Origin of the sequence: Paenibacillus sp. 22594 (genome assembly GCF_052044425.1) — a bacterium.
Taxonomy (GTDB): Bacteria; Bacillota; Bacilli; order Paenibacillales; family Paenibacillaceae; genus Paenibacillus_AQ.
In genome coordinates this window covers 225,375-241,496 of sequence record NZ_JBQENA010000001.1, presented here as the reverse complement: position 1 = coordinate 241,496, position 16,122 = coordinate 225,375, and the positions used below count along the sequence as shown (strand labels likewise).

Here is a 16,122-nt window from a genome sequence, read left to right as displayed (position 1 = left end):
ACTATGCGGTTCAAGGATGTATTCTCAATCATTGGCCCGTCGATGATCGGTCCCTCCAGCTCTCATACAGCGGGGGCTGTCCGTTTGGGGTTGGTAGGCCGGATGTTATTGGGTGAGCAGCCGGAACAGGCGATTATTACACTGTATGGTTCTTTCGCTGACACTGGCTTGGGGCACGGGACAGATCTTGCATTAACCGCAGGTCTGCTGGGATGGAACACAGATGATTCCCGAATTCCAGAAGCGCTGCGGTACGCGGAGCAGCAGGGTCTGCAGATGACATTCCGCAGGGGGAGTGGACGTACAAGTCATCCGAACACGGCTGAACTTGAAGTGACCGTTAAGGAAACGTCAGTCCGGATGAAGGGAACTTCCATCGGAGGGGGAAACATTAAGATTCAGTGTGTGGATGATTTTGACGTCTCATTTACAGGAATGTATCCGACCCTGCTGCTCTATCACGACGACAGGAGTGGTGTTATTGCCGGGATTACACAGATAATGAATACGACTGGAACGAATATCGGCTATATGGATTTGGACCGAAAGGCCCGTAACGGAGAGGCTTTAACTGTACTTGAGACCGATCAAGCCTTGGATGAATCGCACATCAGCCAATTAGGCGGTCTGCCGTTCGTGCGCAAGTTATCTATTGTAGATATATATAAGCTGGAGAAGGAGATGAAGGCATGATTGCGAATTCTTTGAAAGATCTGGCAGATCGTTGCAAAAGGAACGGATTGACCCTCGGGCAGCTAATGCTGCAGGATCAGAGCTCGGAATCAGGTCACTCTGAACAGGAGGAGTTCGCCAAGATGGCCGACTATTACGGCATCATGAAGGAATCCGTTAAAAAAGGCCTTACCGAAAATACCACTTCACGCAGCGGCTTGACTGGACTTGACGCTCAGCGGGTAATGACTTGGCGCGCTGAAGGCCATGCCTCTCTAGGCAATGAGGCAAGCCTTGCCATGGCCTATGCACTGGCTGTGTCCGAGGTGAACGCATCTATGGGACGCATAGTGGCGACACCTACCGCCGGATCTTGCGGAATTATTCCTGGTGTGTTCATAAGCTGTCAGGAACGCTTTGGCTGGGAGGATGAGCACATGGTGTACGGTTTGTTCAGTGCTGGGGCTATAGGTTATGTAATCGCCAATAATTCCTTTGTCTCCGGCGCGGAAGGGGGCTGTCAGGCAGAAGTGGGGTCCGCTGTCGGGATGGCTGCAGGCTCTTTGGTAGAGTTAAGGGGAGGTACACCGGATCAGGCGATCCATGCTGTGGGCCTTGCTTTAATGAACAGCTTGGGCCTCATCTGCGATCCCGTCGGCGGTTTGGTCGAAATTCCCTGCATCGTGCGAAACGGTTTTGGTGCTGTTCAAGCATTAGCTGCTGCTGATATGGCCATGGCAGGCATGCGCAGTGCCATTCCTACGGATGAAGTGATTCAGGTCATGTTTGAGGTGGGTTCCTCCATGCCGGAGGCACACAGGGAAACTGCCAAGGGAGGTCTGGCCGCCACACCTACTGGACGTGTCATCCTGAAGAATCTTTATGCGAAAGGAAAACGGCCATGAGTGAAATGAACCCATTTCAAAGAGAAGACATCCGCAGCAGTGAGCGTGCCGGCATCAGAATTGGCATTATCGGCCCCCAAGCTATGGTATCCAGGATCATCTTAGCCGTTAAGAAATTCCCTACCCTGGAACCAGTCGTCAGATATTCAAGAGATGAACTGGAAACACCAAGTTTAGCCGATGTTATCAAACATGAAATTGATGTTTTGTTATTATGCGGCCCCGTTCCTTATCGTAATGTATTGGAGAAAGTAGAATCGGCAATACCCGTTCACTATATCCGCTATAACGAAACAGGATTATATAAAGCTTTTTACAAAATTCAAAGAGAGGTAGGAATAAAGGAAGCCACTACTAAGGCCGTTAGCGCAGATACACTTACGCCAATGATGGCCAAACGCTTTTTGGAAGAAATCGGAGATGAAGGTTTGGAGATGATTTGCTATGACAACGTAAACTACCCGACAAGAGAGCAGCTTGTGGGATTTCACCGGGATAACTTTCATAAGGGCATCACATCAGGTGCACTTACGGGATTACATTCTGTCTCCGCAGAATTAACAGCGATGGGTATTCCGAATGAATGGATGGTCCCTACCACACAGGATATCGTTGTCGCGTTAGAAAGAGCACTTTTATCCACAGATGCGAGGAAAAGCAAGGAGTCACAGATTGTCGTGGGTCTTATTAATGTGGATGGCTTTGCAAAAATCATCGAACGTCATCCATCCGAAAATGACATTCAAAAGTTAAAGCTCAATATTCACCGGATGCTGCTGGATTATGTGGATTCATTAAGAGGCCATCTTACACATCTCGGAGGCGACGAATATTTATTTTTTACAACCAGAGGGATATTCGAACAAGAGACTGCAGGATACAAAAGAGTTCCGCTGGCCTCCGAAATCTATAAAACCTATCAATTAACGTTAAGTATCGGTGTAGGCTTCGGCAGAACGGCCAATGAAGCGGGTTCTAATGCAAGAATGGCTCTGCGCAAATCCAAAGAAGGGAATGGAAACGTTTGTTTCATCGTGAGAGAGGATAAGGGGATCATTGGTCCATTAGAGATGGCGGATGGCTTGCTGAATGATTTGGAACTGATAGATCCTGAATGGGTGAGAAAGACAGAGAATGCCAGTATGTCCTCCACTTACTTGAGCAGGCTGCTCGTAAACTATGCCCGCACAGGGAAGAAAGACTATAATGTTCAAGAACTGGCTTTGTTATTCAACATTACAGTCCGAAGTACCCATCGGCTGCTTCTAGAATGGTCGGATCACGGATTGGTAGAGAATAGCAGTATGGAAAAAGTGCCCAGAGGCCGTCCGCGGCAAATATTCCGGTTTGCTTTTTTGGAAGAACGCATGACAGCGGCAGCCTTAGACGGGACCCCCCAGTCTTAGATTGCCGCTGCTTTATAGCGCTCTAATATACCGGATGAAAGATATTACTTTCTTCTGTGTGCCTTATATGGAGACCTTTGAATCCGCTTTTAATCTATACTTTCCGCAGATCTTATACAGCATCAGATTCCATTTGACTTGCATGAAAATATCGCGTTATGCGCTCCAACACCTTTTTTTAGCTACGCAGGTCAGGTGGAGCATTTCTTCCCGCACCATGACTGTTTCCAGTCACTCATTGGAGCCAGGCATCGATTGACATTCTGACAAGCGTGGACAAGCATGGTTTTGACAGTGGGCTTAGAAAGTGAGAAAATATGGCTTTGTAGAAGAGGAGGCAGATTAATGAATCAGCGTTTTCGTATAACCCGATCCATGCAAGAAAACAATGTGGAGCAAAGCATCTCTTTGGAAGAGTGCAAACAATACTTTGCATCCTCACCTGACTTTTCGTACTCGCAGGTTCTTACCATTCAAGGAGCAGATAGCATCATGTCCATCGATGGTGATTTTTTTATGTGGAAACTTGGGGATATGGAGATTCCTTTCCGGCTGTATATGGGGGATTTGTATGTAGCCATTTCAAACGATGCTATCGTTCCCAAAATGATTCAAATTGCTACGGATCTGCGAGCGGATGTGGTGGAAGGGTGAACTGGAAGAGCGAGTGATTCCTATTGTAAGAAAAGCATCCGCTCTCATGGCGGATGCCTTTTTGTTTTTTTTATTTAAAATACTCACAGCTAAATTGTGTGAAAACAGCGTGGGAATCAGGCTTTTCTCCAACTGCATACAAGCCGATAAGTACACCTGTAAATCCTCCTGCTACTTCTGAGGAAAGGTATCTCGTTTGCGCAGCTCCAAGCTGGGTCTCTATCCCATTGACTTGAGCGTAGAAGTGATAATGAGTAGGGGTAGATTTGATAACCAATGTAGCCTGATTATTTCGGTCCAGATCTATAGCTCTTTCAATGGATTTAATATCACCGATATTCAGTCGTTCAATGATCTCGTATCCACCTTGATGTCCGCGCAATGCCAGATCATAATGGTGGTTTTCGTCCATATAGACTGTAATGCCAGCTTCGCCACCGGTTAGGCTAATATCGCATGAAATAACCGCGTTGAAATCTTTTTGACGAATGCCTATAAAGGTCGGAGATGCAGGAACATCCAGCGTAACACCAGTCCCTTTAAGCTTAATCTTATCGGATTCCAACATATAATGCTCTGCAACCGGATGCCGGAGATAACACCAGTCCAGATTCCAATCGGTGTTCTCGAACGTGAAGAGCTGTTTCTCCTGCTGACGGATGGTACCCGCGATACGATCGGTCTCGAAACATAATAGAGTGGTACCATTATGACCTGCCGTAAACCATCCATCCTCGCCAAAAGTAACCGGGGTCAGGAATACCTCACGTCCCAAGTGGTGATAAGTAAGATACTGACCCGTCTGACGGAACCCCAGATGCAAGAGCCACCAATTCCCTTCGTGGTCCTGGATCAGATCACCGTGGCCAACGCCTTGAAGCTCGTAACCGCCTAAATTCCGATTGGTCAGAACAGGGTTATTCCTATAGGCCTCAAACGGGCCGGAAGGTGAATCCCCCCGCGCATAAGTGACCATATGGCCATATTCCGTACCGCCTTCAGCTGCCATCAGATAATACTGTCCATTTATTTTGTATAGATGGGGGCTTTCCAGATAGCGTCCGCCTGAACCTTGCCAGACTGAACGGCTTGAAGACAGCTTGCGGCCGGATACAATTTCAATTTCACACTGGACAATACCAGCAACTCCGTAATCATCTGTGCCATTGCTCATGAAATACGTTCTTCCGTCTTCAAAATATAAATCCGGATCGATTCCCCCTTGATCGACATTGATAGGTTCAGACCATTCGCCATAAATATCATCAGTCCAGACATAAAAGTTCTGACGTGTAGTATCATTTGTGGTCGTCATGTAGAATCGGCCTTGATGGTAACGAAGGGTTGGCGCAAAGACACCCCCGGAGCTGCTTACACTGCCCAACTGAACCTGGCTTTTCCGGGTTAAGCAATGTCCGATTGGGGTCCAATTTATCAGGTCTTGGCTCTCAAAAATCGGAACACCGGGGAAATACTGAAACGAACTGCATACCAGGTAATAGGTATTTTCTACTTTGCATACGCTGGGGTCAGGGTAAAACCCTTTGATGACCGGATTATTGTATTTCATTTTATCCACCTCATTATAAATTCATATATGTAAGAATTCAGCTAGCCTTGCTGCTAAGAAAATTAAACACCATTCGATAAAAACTTTCAATGGAGGAGGGTTGAAGGTTGGTAGTAAATTTATTAAATTAATATATATATGATTTCAATATGTAACGTCAGGAGATTGTTCATGTTAAAAACGAACGGGGAACCGAAATTCATGGCACTATATGAAGCGCTGGCAAGCGAAGTACGGTGGCGGATTATGGGTTTGATTGCCGATAATGAAAGGAATGTAAAAGATATTGCGGCTATGCTTGAACTTAGCCCCTCCATCGTTACCATGCACATACGGAAACTCGAGCAAGCCGGATTAATCGGGAGCCGCAGGGTACGTCTAAACGGAGGTACGCACAAAATGTGCTTCCTTACACAAAAAAGCATTGAGATCGAGCTGCCATCCGTCAGCCGAACCACGAGGAGCAGAGAACAAACCATTTCAGTCGGTCATTATACAGCATTTGAAGTCCATCCTACATGCGGACTTGGCACGCACGAGAAAGAAATCGGAGTTTGGGACGATCCGCGCTACTTTCTTGACCCTGAGCGGGTTCACGCTGCCATTTTGTGGTTCGGGAGGGGGTACGTTGAGTATAAAACACCTAACTATCTGCTTCCTGATCAAACGCCAGAGGCTATCGAGATTTCGATGGAAATGGCTTCTGAAGCGCCGGGCCTGCGAGATTATTGGCCATCGGACATCCGGTTCACGTTTAACGGTGTCACACTTGGAATGTGGACAAGCCCGGCAGACTTCGGACGAGCCGCCAGGGGAATATATACGCCGAAATGGTGGCATCGGAATGTGAATCAATACGGACTATTGAAGACGATCCGCATTGACGCTTTAGGTACGTTTATAGATGGAGAGTGGATGTCGGATGTAACTGTTGATGATATCAAGCTGAAGGAACAATTCTGGACCCTTCGTTTCGCGGTTGAAGAGGATTCCGTAAATGTAGGCGGATTGACGCTCTATGGAGCCGGTTTCGGCAATCATGATCAGGATATTGTAATTCGTGTATACCTTAGCGAATCATCTATGAAGTAAAAGCCACCTTCTGTAGGCGGCTTTTTTCTACTCACAAATTCTTTCGAGCAAAGTTCCCAACTGTTCTGCCAGTACTAGGTGGGTTACAGGTCTTTCGTTCGTAAACCACCATTCGACTACGCCCACATATGAGGAAGCCACGAATTGAACAACAAGATCTTTATGTAACCCTTCGTTTTTCCCTTTAGTGTTATCCACTTCTGCTTGGAACTCTTCAATAAGAAATTCCAGGAACCGGCTGCGGAAATAGGGCGCACCTTTACTCGCCAGCATCGTGGAGAAAAATGCATAATTACGCTCAAAGTATTCCGTCCAAACCACGGACCCTGTTACAAAATCCAGATCCGCTGCCGCTTCGCATCTTTCCTGGAGTTCATTAATATGAATTTCAATTAGTTTATCCAGCAAATCGTATTTATCCATGTAGTGAAGGTATATAGTACCGCGGCTTACGTTTGCTTTATCCGAAAGGTCCTGAATGGTTATATCGTTAAAACTTTTTTCAGTCATCAATTCAATGATTGCTGTTTTTAATGCTTCCTGCGTTTTAAGGATTCTTCTATCCACTTTAGGCATATTGTTCTCCAATCTTTCATTTGTTTATTCTGTACATATTTATAATAATAAACAATTGTATAATAATATAAAATGATCAATTTTTAGTATTTCGTTCATTAATGAACAAATCGTAGGGTATTAACAATAGGCAAGGTCCTCAATATCTTTATAATAATAGACATGAACACATTAAGTATCCATTCAAAATGAAAATAAGACTCCCATGATTTCATCTATTAACAGAATGGAGGACATAATAATGAAAAATGAACAACTCAGCAATAGTACCATTTTCCCGTTAGGAGAGAAGGTACAAGCATATTTTACGGGTGACGCTTATCTGCAAATGGTATTTACAGATCCAGCGCCTCTGAATACCGTGATCGGCAATGTAACCTTTGCTCCAGGGGCCCGCAATAACTGGCATGCTCATCAGGTTGGACAGGTTCTGTTAGTTACAGGCGGCAATGGCTGGTATCAGGAAGAAGGCAACCCCGCCCGTTCACTCACAACTGGTGATGTGGTCAATATTCCGCCTAACGTGAAGCATTGGCATGGTGCGACAAAGGATAGCTGGTTTGTGCACCTGGCTATGACCCCAGGATCCACGGATTGGTTCGAAGCCGTCGATGATGCATGGTTTGATGAATTGTAGGAAAGAGGAGGTTAGACCTGTGGAATATATCAAATTTGGCCATACAGGAATGGACGTATCGCGGATTTGTCTGGGGTGTATGAGCTTTGGAAATGTACTGCCAGGATGGCATCAATGGGTTCTTGATGAGGATAACAGCCGTCCTATCATAAAAAGAGCTCTTGAGCTCGGGATTAACTTTTTTGATACAGCGAATGTCTATGCAAACGGAACCAGTGAGGAGATTATTGGACGGGCTCTAAAGGATTATGCGAACCGGGATGAAATTGTTCTGGCTACAAAGGTCTGGGGACGCATGCATCAAGGTCCAAATGGTTCGGGGCTGTCGCGTAAGGCTATTATGAGCGAAATCGACAAAAGCTTGAAGCGGCTAGGGACAGATTATGTAGACCTCTATATCATTCACCGCTGGGATTACCATACGCCAATCGAAGAAACTATGGAAGCTATGCACGATGTAGTGAAGTCCGGGAAGGCCAGATATATCGGCGCTTCTGCCATGTACGCATGGCAATTTCAAAAGGCGTTACACGTAGCGGAGAACAATGGCTGGACTCGTTTTGTATCCATGCAAAATCACCTTAATCTCATTTACCGGGAAGAGGAAAGGGAGATGATGCCGCTCTGCAAGGACTACAATATTGCTGTGACACCTTATAGTCCACTGGCCTCAGGAAGACTGATCCGCGATTGGTCGGAAAGCACACATAGATCCGAAACCGATCTCATTCAAAAAGCCAAATACGATTCTAGTGCAGCTGCAGACCGCCTGATCATTGAACGTGTGGCATCACTTGCAGAAAAACGCGGCGTACCCCGCATTCATATTGCTCTAGCCTGGCTGCTGGAGAAAGAATCTATAGCTGCTCCTATTATCGGCGCGACGAAGCTATCGCAACTCGAAGATGCAGCTGGTGCTCTGTCGGTGAAATTATCCACGGAAGAAGTTTCATTCCTTGAAGAACTTTATATTCCGCATCCAATAGTTGGAGCTCAGTAAATGAATGAACGCAGCCTGGGAACGACATCATAAGGATGTAGTATACATCTCAGCTTTCCGAGGAGGATTCTTGTATGGCTCACCAGATGAGAAGGAAAGAAGCTGCCTGGAAGTCACGAAAGCAAGAACAGCATCCCCATGGTAAAATCAAATCGCTTAAGGTATTGTCCAGCGAATATGAAGAGAAGCATACTACTTTGTAAGGAAAGAAAGACTGCCAGGAGAGTGCGCTGGCGGTCTTTTTTCATTAAGTCATTTCGGGACTGAAAAGAAATCGCTCCAGGGCGATTTCTTTTTTTGTGTTTTTATCAAGTGCAATGACTAGATCATGCTATTCCTATGACTTGAAAATGAAGGTTTGGCTAAGTGAAAGTGTACTACAATTTGGAGTGAACAGAGTGCTTGAATCTGTATAAAAAATAGACAGGAGTGCGGATTTATGCAGTACACCAATCCCGTAATACCGGGCTTTCATCCTGACCCCAGTATTTGCCGCGTGGGCGAAGATTATTACTTAGTCACAAGTTCGTTTGAATATTTTCCAGGCGTCCCTATCTTTCATAGTAAGGATCTGGTTCATTGGCGGCAGATTGGTCATTGCCTCACCACAGAGCAACAGCTCCCATTAACAGGCGCATGGAGTTCAGGCGGAATCTACGCACCGACCCTCCGATACCACGACGGCTGGTTTTATATGGTGACCACCAATGTTAGCGGAGGCGGCAGTTTCTTTGTCAAGGCACAAAACCCCGAAGGACCCTGGTCGGAGCCCGTACAAGTTGCCCAGAAGGGCATCGATCCCTCTCTTTTGTTTGATGACGACGGCCGCGTATATTTACAGTCTCCAACGACTGGTGTTGAAGGCGACGGCATCTATCAATGCGAGATTGATATGGAGACCGGAGGCAGACGTTCAGAAAGCCGCTTGATTTGGAAAGGTACTGGGGGGGCTCATCCCGAAGGTCCGCATTTATATAAAATCAACGGACTATATTATCTGATGATCGCCGAAGGGGGGACCGAATTCGGACACATGGAAACGATTGCAAGAAGTGCTCATCCCTTTGGACCCTTTGAACCTTGCCCCCATAATCCGATTCTTACGAATCGAAGCATGGGAAACGGCATACATGCAACGGGGCATGCGGATCTAATTGAAGCTCATGACGGAACTTGGTGGGCTGTGTGCTTGGGGATAAGAACGGTGTCTTACCCTATGGGACATCATCTGGGTAGAGAGGTATTCCTGGCACCTTTGGACTGGACATCTGATGGATGGCCCGTTGTAGGCAATAATACGCATATTGAACCAGTCATGGATGCTCCGAAGCTTCCTCGAGTGTTGTGGCCGGATAAGCCGCCCAGAGACGATTTCGATGATGAAAAGCTGGATATGATGTGGACTTTTTTGCGCAACCCTGCTGGGGGGAGCTGGTCATTGACGAAACGCCAGGGTTATCTTGTTCTCTATGGACAAGCGGCATCCTTAGATGAGGTTGGGACTCCTGCTTTTGTAGGACGCCGGCTGTGTCACTTTTCCTGTAGGGTTGTGGCTAAACTGGAGTTCGAACCACAGCATGACGGAGAAGAAGCGGGATTAACAATGTATATGGATGAAGAGCATCATTACGATCTGGCTATAAAACTCATTCAGGGCCGAAAGAAGGTGATCTTCCGGCGGACAGTCGGCTCCATGCAGATGATAGAGCAACGCGATTGTCCCGAAGGAGCGATTGAGCTCCAGTTTCAAGCGCTGCCTGAGAAATTTGTGGCTTCATTCCGATCTTCACAAACGGGCGAAATAGAAATGGGATGGGGAGAAACGCATCTTCTCTCAACTGAAGTTGCCGGCGGGTTTGTGGGAGTAATGGCCGCCATGTATGCAATCTCGGAAGCACAAATCCCCGCTCCTGCATCATTTGACTGGTTCGATTATGAGCCATTCCATTAGGATATATGCTTCCATAGGAGGGAATTAGATGATGTACAGAGCAGCAACACAATTTCCTTTTCAGAACCTGGATTTGCCCCTGCGAGTGAGGATCGATGACTTGGTCATGCGTCTTACTCTGGATGAGAAAATAGAACTCATGTGCCAGTACCAGGCGGACATTCCGCGTCTTGGTTTGCAGAAGTACAAGCACGGCACGGAGGGAGCGCATGGGGTAGCCTGGCTGGGAGAAGCAACTGTTTTTCCCCAGAACATAGGGCTTGCCTGCACCTGGAATCCCGGATTGCTCCAGAAAATCGGTTCCGTCATTGGCGATGAGGCCAGGGTGTACTATCAGCGCAACTCATCCATTAATGGGTTAACCATTTGGGCGCCAACGGTAGACTTGGAGCGGGATCCACGATGGGGCCGCACCGAAGAAGGTTATGGAGAAGATCCATTCTTGACGGGAAGGCTAACAACCAGTCTGGTCCAAGGTCTTCAGGGAGACGACCCTTTCTATTACAAGGCAGTCGCAACATTAAAGCATTTTTACGCAAACAATAATGAATTGAACCGTGGCAGCGCATCTATCAGTATCGACCCGCGTAATAAACGCGAGTATTATTTGAAGGCATTTGAACCAGCCATCCGGGATGGCCGGGCGGCATCTATAATGACTGCATACAACGGAGTTAACGGAATTCCATGCAATTTGAATCATGAGGTGAATGAGATCGTCAAAGGCGAGTGGAACATGGACGGCTTTGTCGTTAGCGATGCCGGGGATGTTCTGGGAACGGTGACAGATCATCACTACGCCGATTCTTATGCAAAAGCAGTAGCAGGCTCGATCAAAGCTGGTATTGATAATATAACGGATGATCAACCGGTCTCTTTTCAAGCGCTGCGTGATGCACTGGATCAGGGATTACTGGCAGAAGAAGACCTAAACCATGCACTGCGAAACACGTTCCGTGTAAGGTTCCGTCTGGGTGAGTTTGATCCTGCAGAGCGAAATCCATACAGCCATGTTCCGGAGGAGAAATTGTGCTCGTCAGAGCATAAGGCTTTGTCACTCGAAGCAGCCCGGGAATCCATTGTCTTGCTGAAAAATGATGGTTTACTCCCGCTATGGACAATATTGGATTCTGTAGCAGTAATAGGACCGCTGGCTGATGAAGCTTTCACTGATGCTTATAGCGGTACGCCACCTTATCGTATTACCCAGCTCCAAGGTATTTCGGAAAAAATACAGGATCGTCAGGTTCTGTTTGCAACGGGAATGGATCAAATCCGTATCCGTACTGCCACCAGCGGGAAATATGTGTGTCTGCGTGATTATGGAAACGATTCTGCTGTATTAGCGGCAGATGGCAACATCGCAACTGAAGCGGCTGTGTTTGAGTGCAGCGACTGGGGCTTCGGTAGTTTTACACTGCGGGCAATGGACATCCATAAATTGGTTACTGTAAGCGAAAATGGACGTTTGACCGCAACGGCAGATGCAGTGGGAGGATGGTACGTCAAGGAAACATTCAGATTTGAAGCGCTGGAAAAGGATTCCTTTACGATGAAATCATGGGATGACAAACCAGTTGTCACCGACGCCCATGGGCGTTTAATAGCTCTTGAAGGTCAAAGTGAATTTATCATTGAGGTCGTGAACCAAGGGCTGGAAGAAGCCATACAGTTGGCAAAAGAAGCAGAGACGGCGATTGTATTCGTAGGCAACAATCCTTATATCAATGGTAAAGAGACGGTTGACCGGCCAGATATCACACTTCCACCTGCTCAACATGAACTCATTCAAGCGGTTCGGGCCGTGAATCCAAGGACCGTTGTCGTTATCATAGGCAGCTATCCTTTTGCGGTTCATTGGGAAAATGAACACGTCCCGGCAATCGTTTTCACATCGCATGCCGGCCAAGAGCTAGGACATGCCGTAGCCGATGTGCTTTTTGGCGAATATAATCCTGCAGGCAGATTGAACATGACATGGTACAGTTCTATGGATCAACTACCAGATCTGATGAATTACGACATTATTAAAGGTAAACGTACCTATCAGTATTTCGATGAAGAAGTTCTATACCCGTTCGGTCATGGTCTGAGCTATACAGACTTTAAATATGGTGAGTTGACTGCCGGCTGTGAGGTTGTTTATGAGAATGAGACATTTCTAGTTTCTATCCTGATTTGCAATACGGGAAGCTGGTCTGGAGATGAAGTCGTTCAGCTCTATATTCGGGCTGATAACCCGCGTGTCACACGTCCAATAAAAACACTCATCGGTTTTGAACGGATGCAGCTGTTCCCCGGAGAATCCAAAACCGTTCAGTTCACCATAAAGGTGAATGACCTGGCATTCTGGGACGTAACCCGCGAGCGGTATTGTGTGGAGAAGGGGATGTATACGCTCATGGCCGGGTCATCCTCTTCTAAGATTTTTTCGATGACTACACTGCATGTAGAAGGCGAGGAGATCCCTGCACGCTCACTTGGAGAATGGGTTAAAGCGGTTAATTATGATGATTATAAGAACATTTACTTGGATGAATGCCGGGAAGGGGGAGAGAGTATCCGCCCCGTTGCAGGCAGCGGCTGGATTGCTTTTCATGATGTAGATCTAAACGAATGGCCGGTGAAGTTCATGGCCAGGGTTACCGGGAACATCCAAGGCGGGGAGATCGTATTGACACTTGATTCTCCTGCTGGTGATCCTATAGCGGTCTGTCCAATTCTGCCAACTGGCGGTATCCAAGCATGGACGACTGTAGAGTGTGAGGTTCCATCCCGGTTGATCACAGACCTCCTTACACCTGCGGAAACTGTATTCTCGGAACGGTGCAAGCTTTATCTGCACCTCAAAGGTGATGTGCAGATCAGCTCTTTCTGTCTGCAGCTGCTATGATTCTTGCATTTTACGAAATGCTTTCGGGGTCATGCCGAAGCTTTTTTTGAATTGGCGCGTGAGGTAATTGCTGTCATTAAAACCACACTCGTAAGAAATATCCGTAATGGAACGGTTTGTCTGCTTAAGCAGTGTGCAGGCACGTTCCAAACGCAGCCGGTGAAGATAAGCAATGGGTGTCGTCCGGTAATACGACTGGAAAATCCGGTTTAAATGTCTGACGGATATGTCTGATTTGGACGCAATCTCCTCCAGAGTCACTTGTTCCAGGTAGTGGTCCTCGATGTAAGAAATTGCACTGGCCAGATGCATCAGACTGTTGGCTACGCCGTTCTCCTGGTGGTCATACTGCCTGGACAGATAAACAACAAGCTCCATGAACCTGGAAGCGAGCATGGTCTGATAACCTTGTTGCTTCGTTTCATATTCTTTAATCATAACCGAAACTAAAGCTGTGACATATTCAAGGCTGGCTATCGACATGTTCAGTTTGCTTTTGTACGGATTAATGCTGCGGTAGAACGGTTCCAAAATGAAAAGCGCCTGATAACCATCCAAGGACCGTAAATCCGGTCCGGCAGACTTCAACATATCCGGCTTGTACATGATGTTGCAAATCTTAAATTCGTGCGGGGCCTTGTAGGCATGATGGGTCCCGCCGTTCAGGACAAATACATTCCCTTTCTTGATAAATGATTCTTCATTGTTGACGATATGTGTAGCATGACCATTTAATACGATGACCAGCTCAGAGAAATCCACATGTTTATGGAGGGACATTTCTTCTTCATGTCCTCCATACTGAATGAAAAATGGAAACTGTTCATCGGTCGTAAACCAGTTTAAATATACATTGCTCAAAATAATACCACCCAATCCATTGTTGTTCATGTCTATATTATGCTATTTCGTGACTTGATTATCAAGGTTTTCACTAGGACCAAAAGTTAAAATAAAGACGAAAACAGCCACTCGCAACACACCAAAAGGGGGAAATGATGACCATGATTCAAAAATTGCCCAAGACCTGCGGAATAGCACTTTTAGCAAGTGCACTCCTTCTATCTGCGGGCTGCAGCAGCTCGAAAAACAATTCTGTGAATACCGCAAATGACAGTACCGGCAGTGATACCAGTCCGATTACGTTTTCATTTTTTGGAGCGGATGCGAATCCGAACTGGAATAAAATGCAAGATGATGTGGGGAAAGAAATCACCGCGAAAACCGGAGTAACCCTTAATGCCGAATTTGATGTGGGCAACGGCGGAGGAGACAGAATCTCTTTAATGGCTGCCAGCGGGGATTTTCCAGATATCATCTACGCCAAAGGAGAGCTTGGCAAACTGGTGGATGCAGGAGCGATTATCGATTTGACGGATCTTATCGACAAATATGCTCCAAATATTAAAAAGGTCATGAGCAAGGATATGAACCGTATGAAATACAGCAACGAAAACCAGGCCATCTATTCGATACCCACCAACACAGGTGTTGACCAGCAGTATTTTGACGTTACGAGCGGCTTTGAAGTTCAGCTTCGTGTGCTCAAAGAATTAGGATATCCGGAAATTAAAACCGTTCAGCAATTTGAAAGCGTCCTCAAAGAATATGTGGCTAAACATCCGACAACCGATGGGCAGCCGACGATTCCGTTATTGTTAAATGCGGATGGCTGGAAGAGTATGATTACCGTAACCAATCAAGCCGCGGCGACTACGGGGGGTGCAGGTGACGGTGAATACTATGTGGTTCCGGAAACGTATCAAACCATGCTGCACTACAAACGTCCGGAAGAAAAAGACTACTTCCGCTGGCTGAATCATATGTATAACGAAGGACTGCTGGATAAGGATTCTTTTGTAGAAAAGGATGATCAGTATAAATCAAAAATCTCCAGTGGGCGAGTACTCGGTCTCACTTCTGTAGAATGGGAGTATGCAGATGCTGAAAATGCTCTGAAGGCTGCAGGTAAAGATGAATATACGTATGGTCATTTTCCGGTGACTATGGGTGAGCAGTACAAAGAGAACACCCTGCAGGCCATCGGAGTTGACGGTTATGGTATCAGCATTACTACAGCCTGCAAAGACCCGGTCCGCGCCATCAAATTCATAGACTGGTTATCCTCTGATGAAGGCCAGGTATTGCGAAATTGGGGCGTGGAAGGCAAACAGTACAATATCGAGAATGGAGTACGAGTGATCCCGGACGAGATCCGCAATCAGAAGGTGAATGATTCGGCCAATTTCGGGAAACAGACGGGCATCGATCTGTATACTATTTTCGGAGTCCGTTATGGAGATGGTGTTAAGGACTCAACAGGCAATTACTATACTACGAACTTCCCGGAACAGATCATCGCGAGTTACTCGGATGCTGAGAAGGAAGCATTAGCGGCATATAAAGCGACAACGTGGAAGGATCTGTTCCCGGCCGAGGATGAGTTCCCTGTCAAAGAATGGGGGGCACTGTATAACATGCAAGTTCCGACGGATGGAGATTATCAGGTGATTTACCAAAAGACCCAGGATATTGTCCACAAACGTATTCCGGAGGCCATTCTCTCTAGCCCAGCAGACTTTGACAAAATATATGATGCATTCCTCGACGAATTGAACAAAGTTGGAGCAGAGAAAATGGAGAAGGAATATACCGAGCTGGTTAAAGCAAGGGTATCACTTTTTACCGGCAAGGATATTAAATAACACAAGGAAGCATATGCAAGACCCTTACCTGTATTGAGGTGAGGGTCTTTATGTCTGTATA

14 protein-coding genes are annotated in these 16,122 nt (G+C 46.5%); 11 read left to right on the top strand and 3 right to left on the bottom strand.

Features of this window, described 5'->3' with window-relative positions:
* Positions 1-3: 3 nt before the first annotated feature.
* The 4 genes from sdaAB (at position 4) to ACTJKB_RS00915 (ending at position 3,637) form a co-directional block, all read left to right on the top strand.
* Positions 4-693 carry an L-serine ammonia-lyase, iron-sulfur-dependent subunit beta gene (gene sdaAB, locus ACTJKB_RS00930; RefSeq protein ID WP_440831399.1) on the top strand — a complete coding sequence of 230 codons (690 nt, stop codon included), beginning with the start codon at positions 4-6 and terminating at the stop codon, positions 691-693.
* Positions 690-1,577 (top strand): L-serine ammonia-lyase, iron-sulfur-dependent, subunit alpha, encoded by an 888-nt coding sequence (sdaAA, locus tag ACTJKB_RS00925; RefSeq protein ID WP_440831398.1) that lies wholly within the window; start codon positions 690-692, stop codon positions 1,575-1,577. Before sdaAB ends, sdaAA begins: the two co-directional genes overlap by 4 nt.
* On the top strand, positions 1,574-2,983 hold the full coding sequence (locus ACTJKB_RS00920) for a GTP cyclohydrolase IIa (RefSeq protein ID WP_440831397.1): 1,410 nt from the start codon (positions 1,574-1,576) through the stop codon (positions 2,981-2,983). Before sdaAA ends, ACTJKB_RS00920 begins: the two co-directional genes overlap by 4 nt.
* 345 nt (positions 2,984-3,328) lie before the next feature.
* On the top strand, positions 3,329-3,637 hold the full coding sequence (locus tag ACTJKB_RS00915) for a hypothetical protein (RefSeq protein ID WP_440831396.1): 309 nt from the start codon (positions 3,329-3,331) through the stop codon (positions 3,635-3,637).
* Between the two features lie 70 nt (positions 3,638-3,707).
* Here the strand turns inward: ACTJKB_RS00915 and ACTJKB_RS00910 are convergent, their stop codons facing one another.
* Positions 3,708-5,207, bottom strand: coding sequence for a glycoside hydrolase family 43 protein (locus ACTJKB_RS00910; RefSeq protein WP_440831395.1), 1,500 nt, complete (start codon positions 5,205-5,207; stop codon positions 3,708-3,710).
* 171 nt (positions 5,208-5,378) lie between these two features.
* Between ACTJKB_RS00910 and ACTJKB_RS00905 the strand changes: the two genes are divergently transcribed.
* On the top strand, positions 5,379-6,299 hold the full coding sequence (locus ACTJKB_RS00905) for an ArsR/SmtB family transcription factor (protein WP_440831394.1): 921 nt from the start codon (positions 5,379-5,381) through the stop codon (positions 6,297-6,299).
* Positions 6,300-6,326: 27 nt separating this feature from the next.
* Here the strand turns inward: ACTJKB_RS00905 and ACTJKB_RS00900 are convergent, their stop codons facing one another.
* Positions 6,327-6,875 carry a TetR/AcrR family transcriptional regulator gene (locus ACTJKB_RS00900; RefSeq protein ID WP_440831393.1) on the bottom strand — a complete coding sequence of 183 codons (549 nt, stop codon included), beginning with the start codon at positions 6,873-6,875 and terminating at the stop codon, positions 6,327-6,329.
* Between the two features lie 241 nt (positions 6,876-7,116).
* Here ACTJKB_RS00900 and ACTJKB_RS00895 point away from each other — a divergent pair, with 241 nt between their 5' ends.
* From ACTJKB_RS00895 to ACTJKB_RS00875, 5 genes are all read left to right on the top strand, one after another.
* On the top strand, positions 7,117-7,512 hold the full coding sequence (locus ACTJKB_RS00895; RefSeq protein ID WP_440831392.1) for a cupin domain-containing protein: 396 nt from the start codon (positions 7,117-7,119) through the stop codon (positions 7,510-7,512).
* Between the two features lie 19 nt (positions 7,513-7,531).
* Positions 7,532-8,512, top strand: coding sequence for an aldo/keto reductase (locus ACTJKB_RS00890; protein ID WP_440831391.1), 981 nt, complete (start codon positions 7,532-7,534; stop codon positions 8,510-8,512).
* Between the two features lie 74 nt (positions 8,513-8,586).
* The gene (locus tag ACTJKB_RS00885; RefSeq protein WP_244169897.1) at positions 8,587-8,715 is read left to right on the top strand and encodes a DUF6254 family protein; all 129 of its coding nucleotides are present in this window, start codon (positions 8,587-8,589) and stop codon (positions 8,713-8,715) included.
* Between the two features lie 236 nt (positions 8,716-8,951).
* Positions 8,952-10,463 carry a glycoside hydrolase family 43 protein gene (locus ACTJKB_RS00880; RefSeq protein ID WP_440831390.1) on the top strand — a complete coding sequence of 504 codons (1,512 nt, stop codon included), beginning with the start codon at positions 8,952-8,954 and terminating at the stop codon, positions 10,461-10,463.
* Between the two features lie 31 nt (positions 10,464-10,494).
* A complete protein-coding gene (locus ACTJKB_RS00875; protein WP_440832668.1) occupies positions 10,495-13,356 on the top strand; it encodes a glycoside hydrolase family 3 C-terminal domain-containing protein in 2,862 nt (953 codons plus the stop codon).
* On the opposite strand, the gene ACTJKB_RS00870 is transcribed toward ACTJKB_RS00875, so the two are convergent.
* Positions 13,351-14,217: a helix-turn-helix domain-containing protein gene (locus ACTJKB_RS00870; protein ID WP_440831389.1), complete on the bottom strand. Its 867-nt coding sequence runs from the start codon at positions 14,215-14,217 to the stop codon at positions 13,351-13,353. The genes ACTJKB_RS00875 and ACTJKB_RS00870 overlap by 6 nt on opposite strands.
* Before the next feature lie 137 nt (positions 14,218-14,354).
* On the opposite strand from ACTJKB_RS00870, the gene ACTJKB_RS00865 reads away from it, so the two are divergent.
* On the top strand, positions 14,355-16,061 hold the full coding sequence (locus tag ACTJKB_RS00865; protein WP_440831388.1) for an ABC transporter substrate-binding protein: 1,707 nt from the start codon (positions 14,355-14,357) through the stop codon (positions 16,059-16,061).
* Positions 16,062-16,122: the final 61 nt, after the last annotated feature.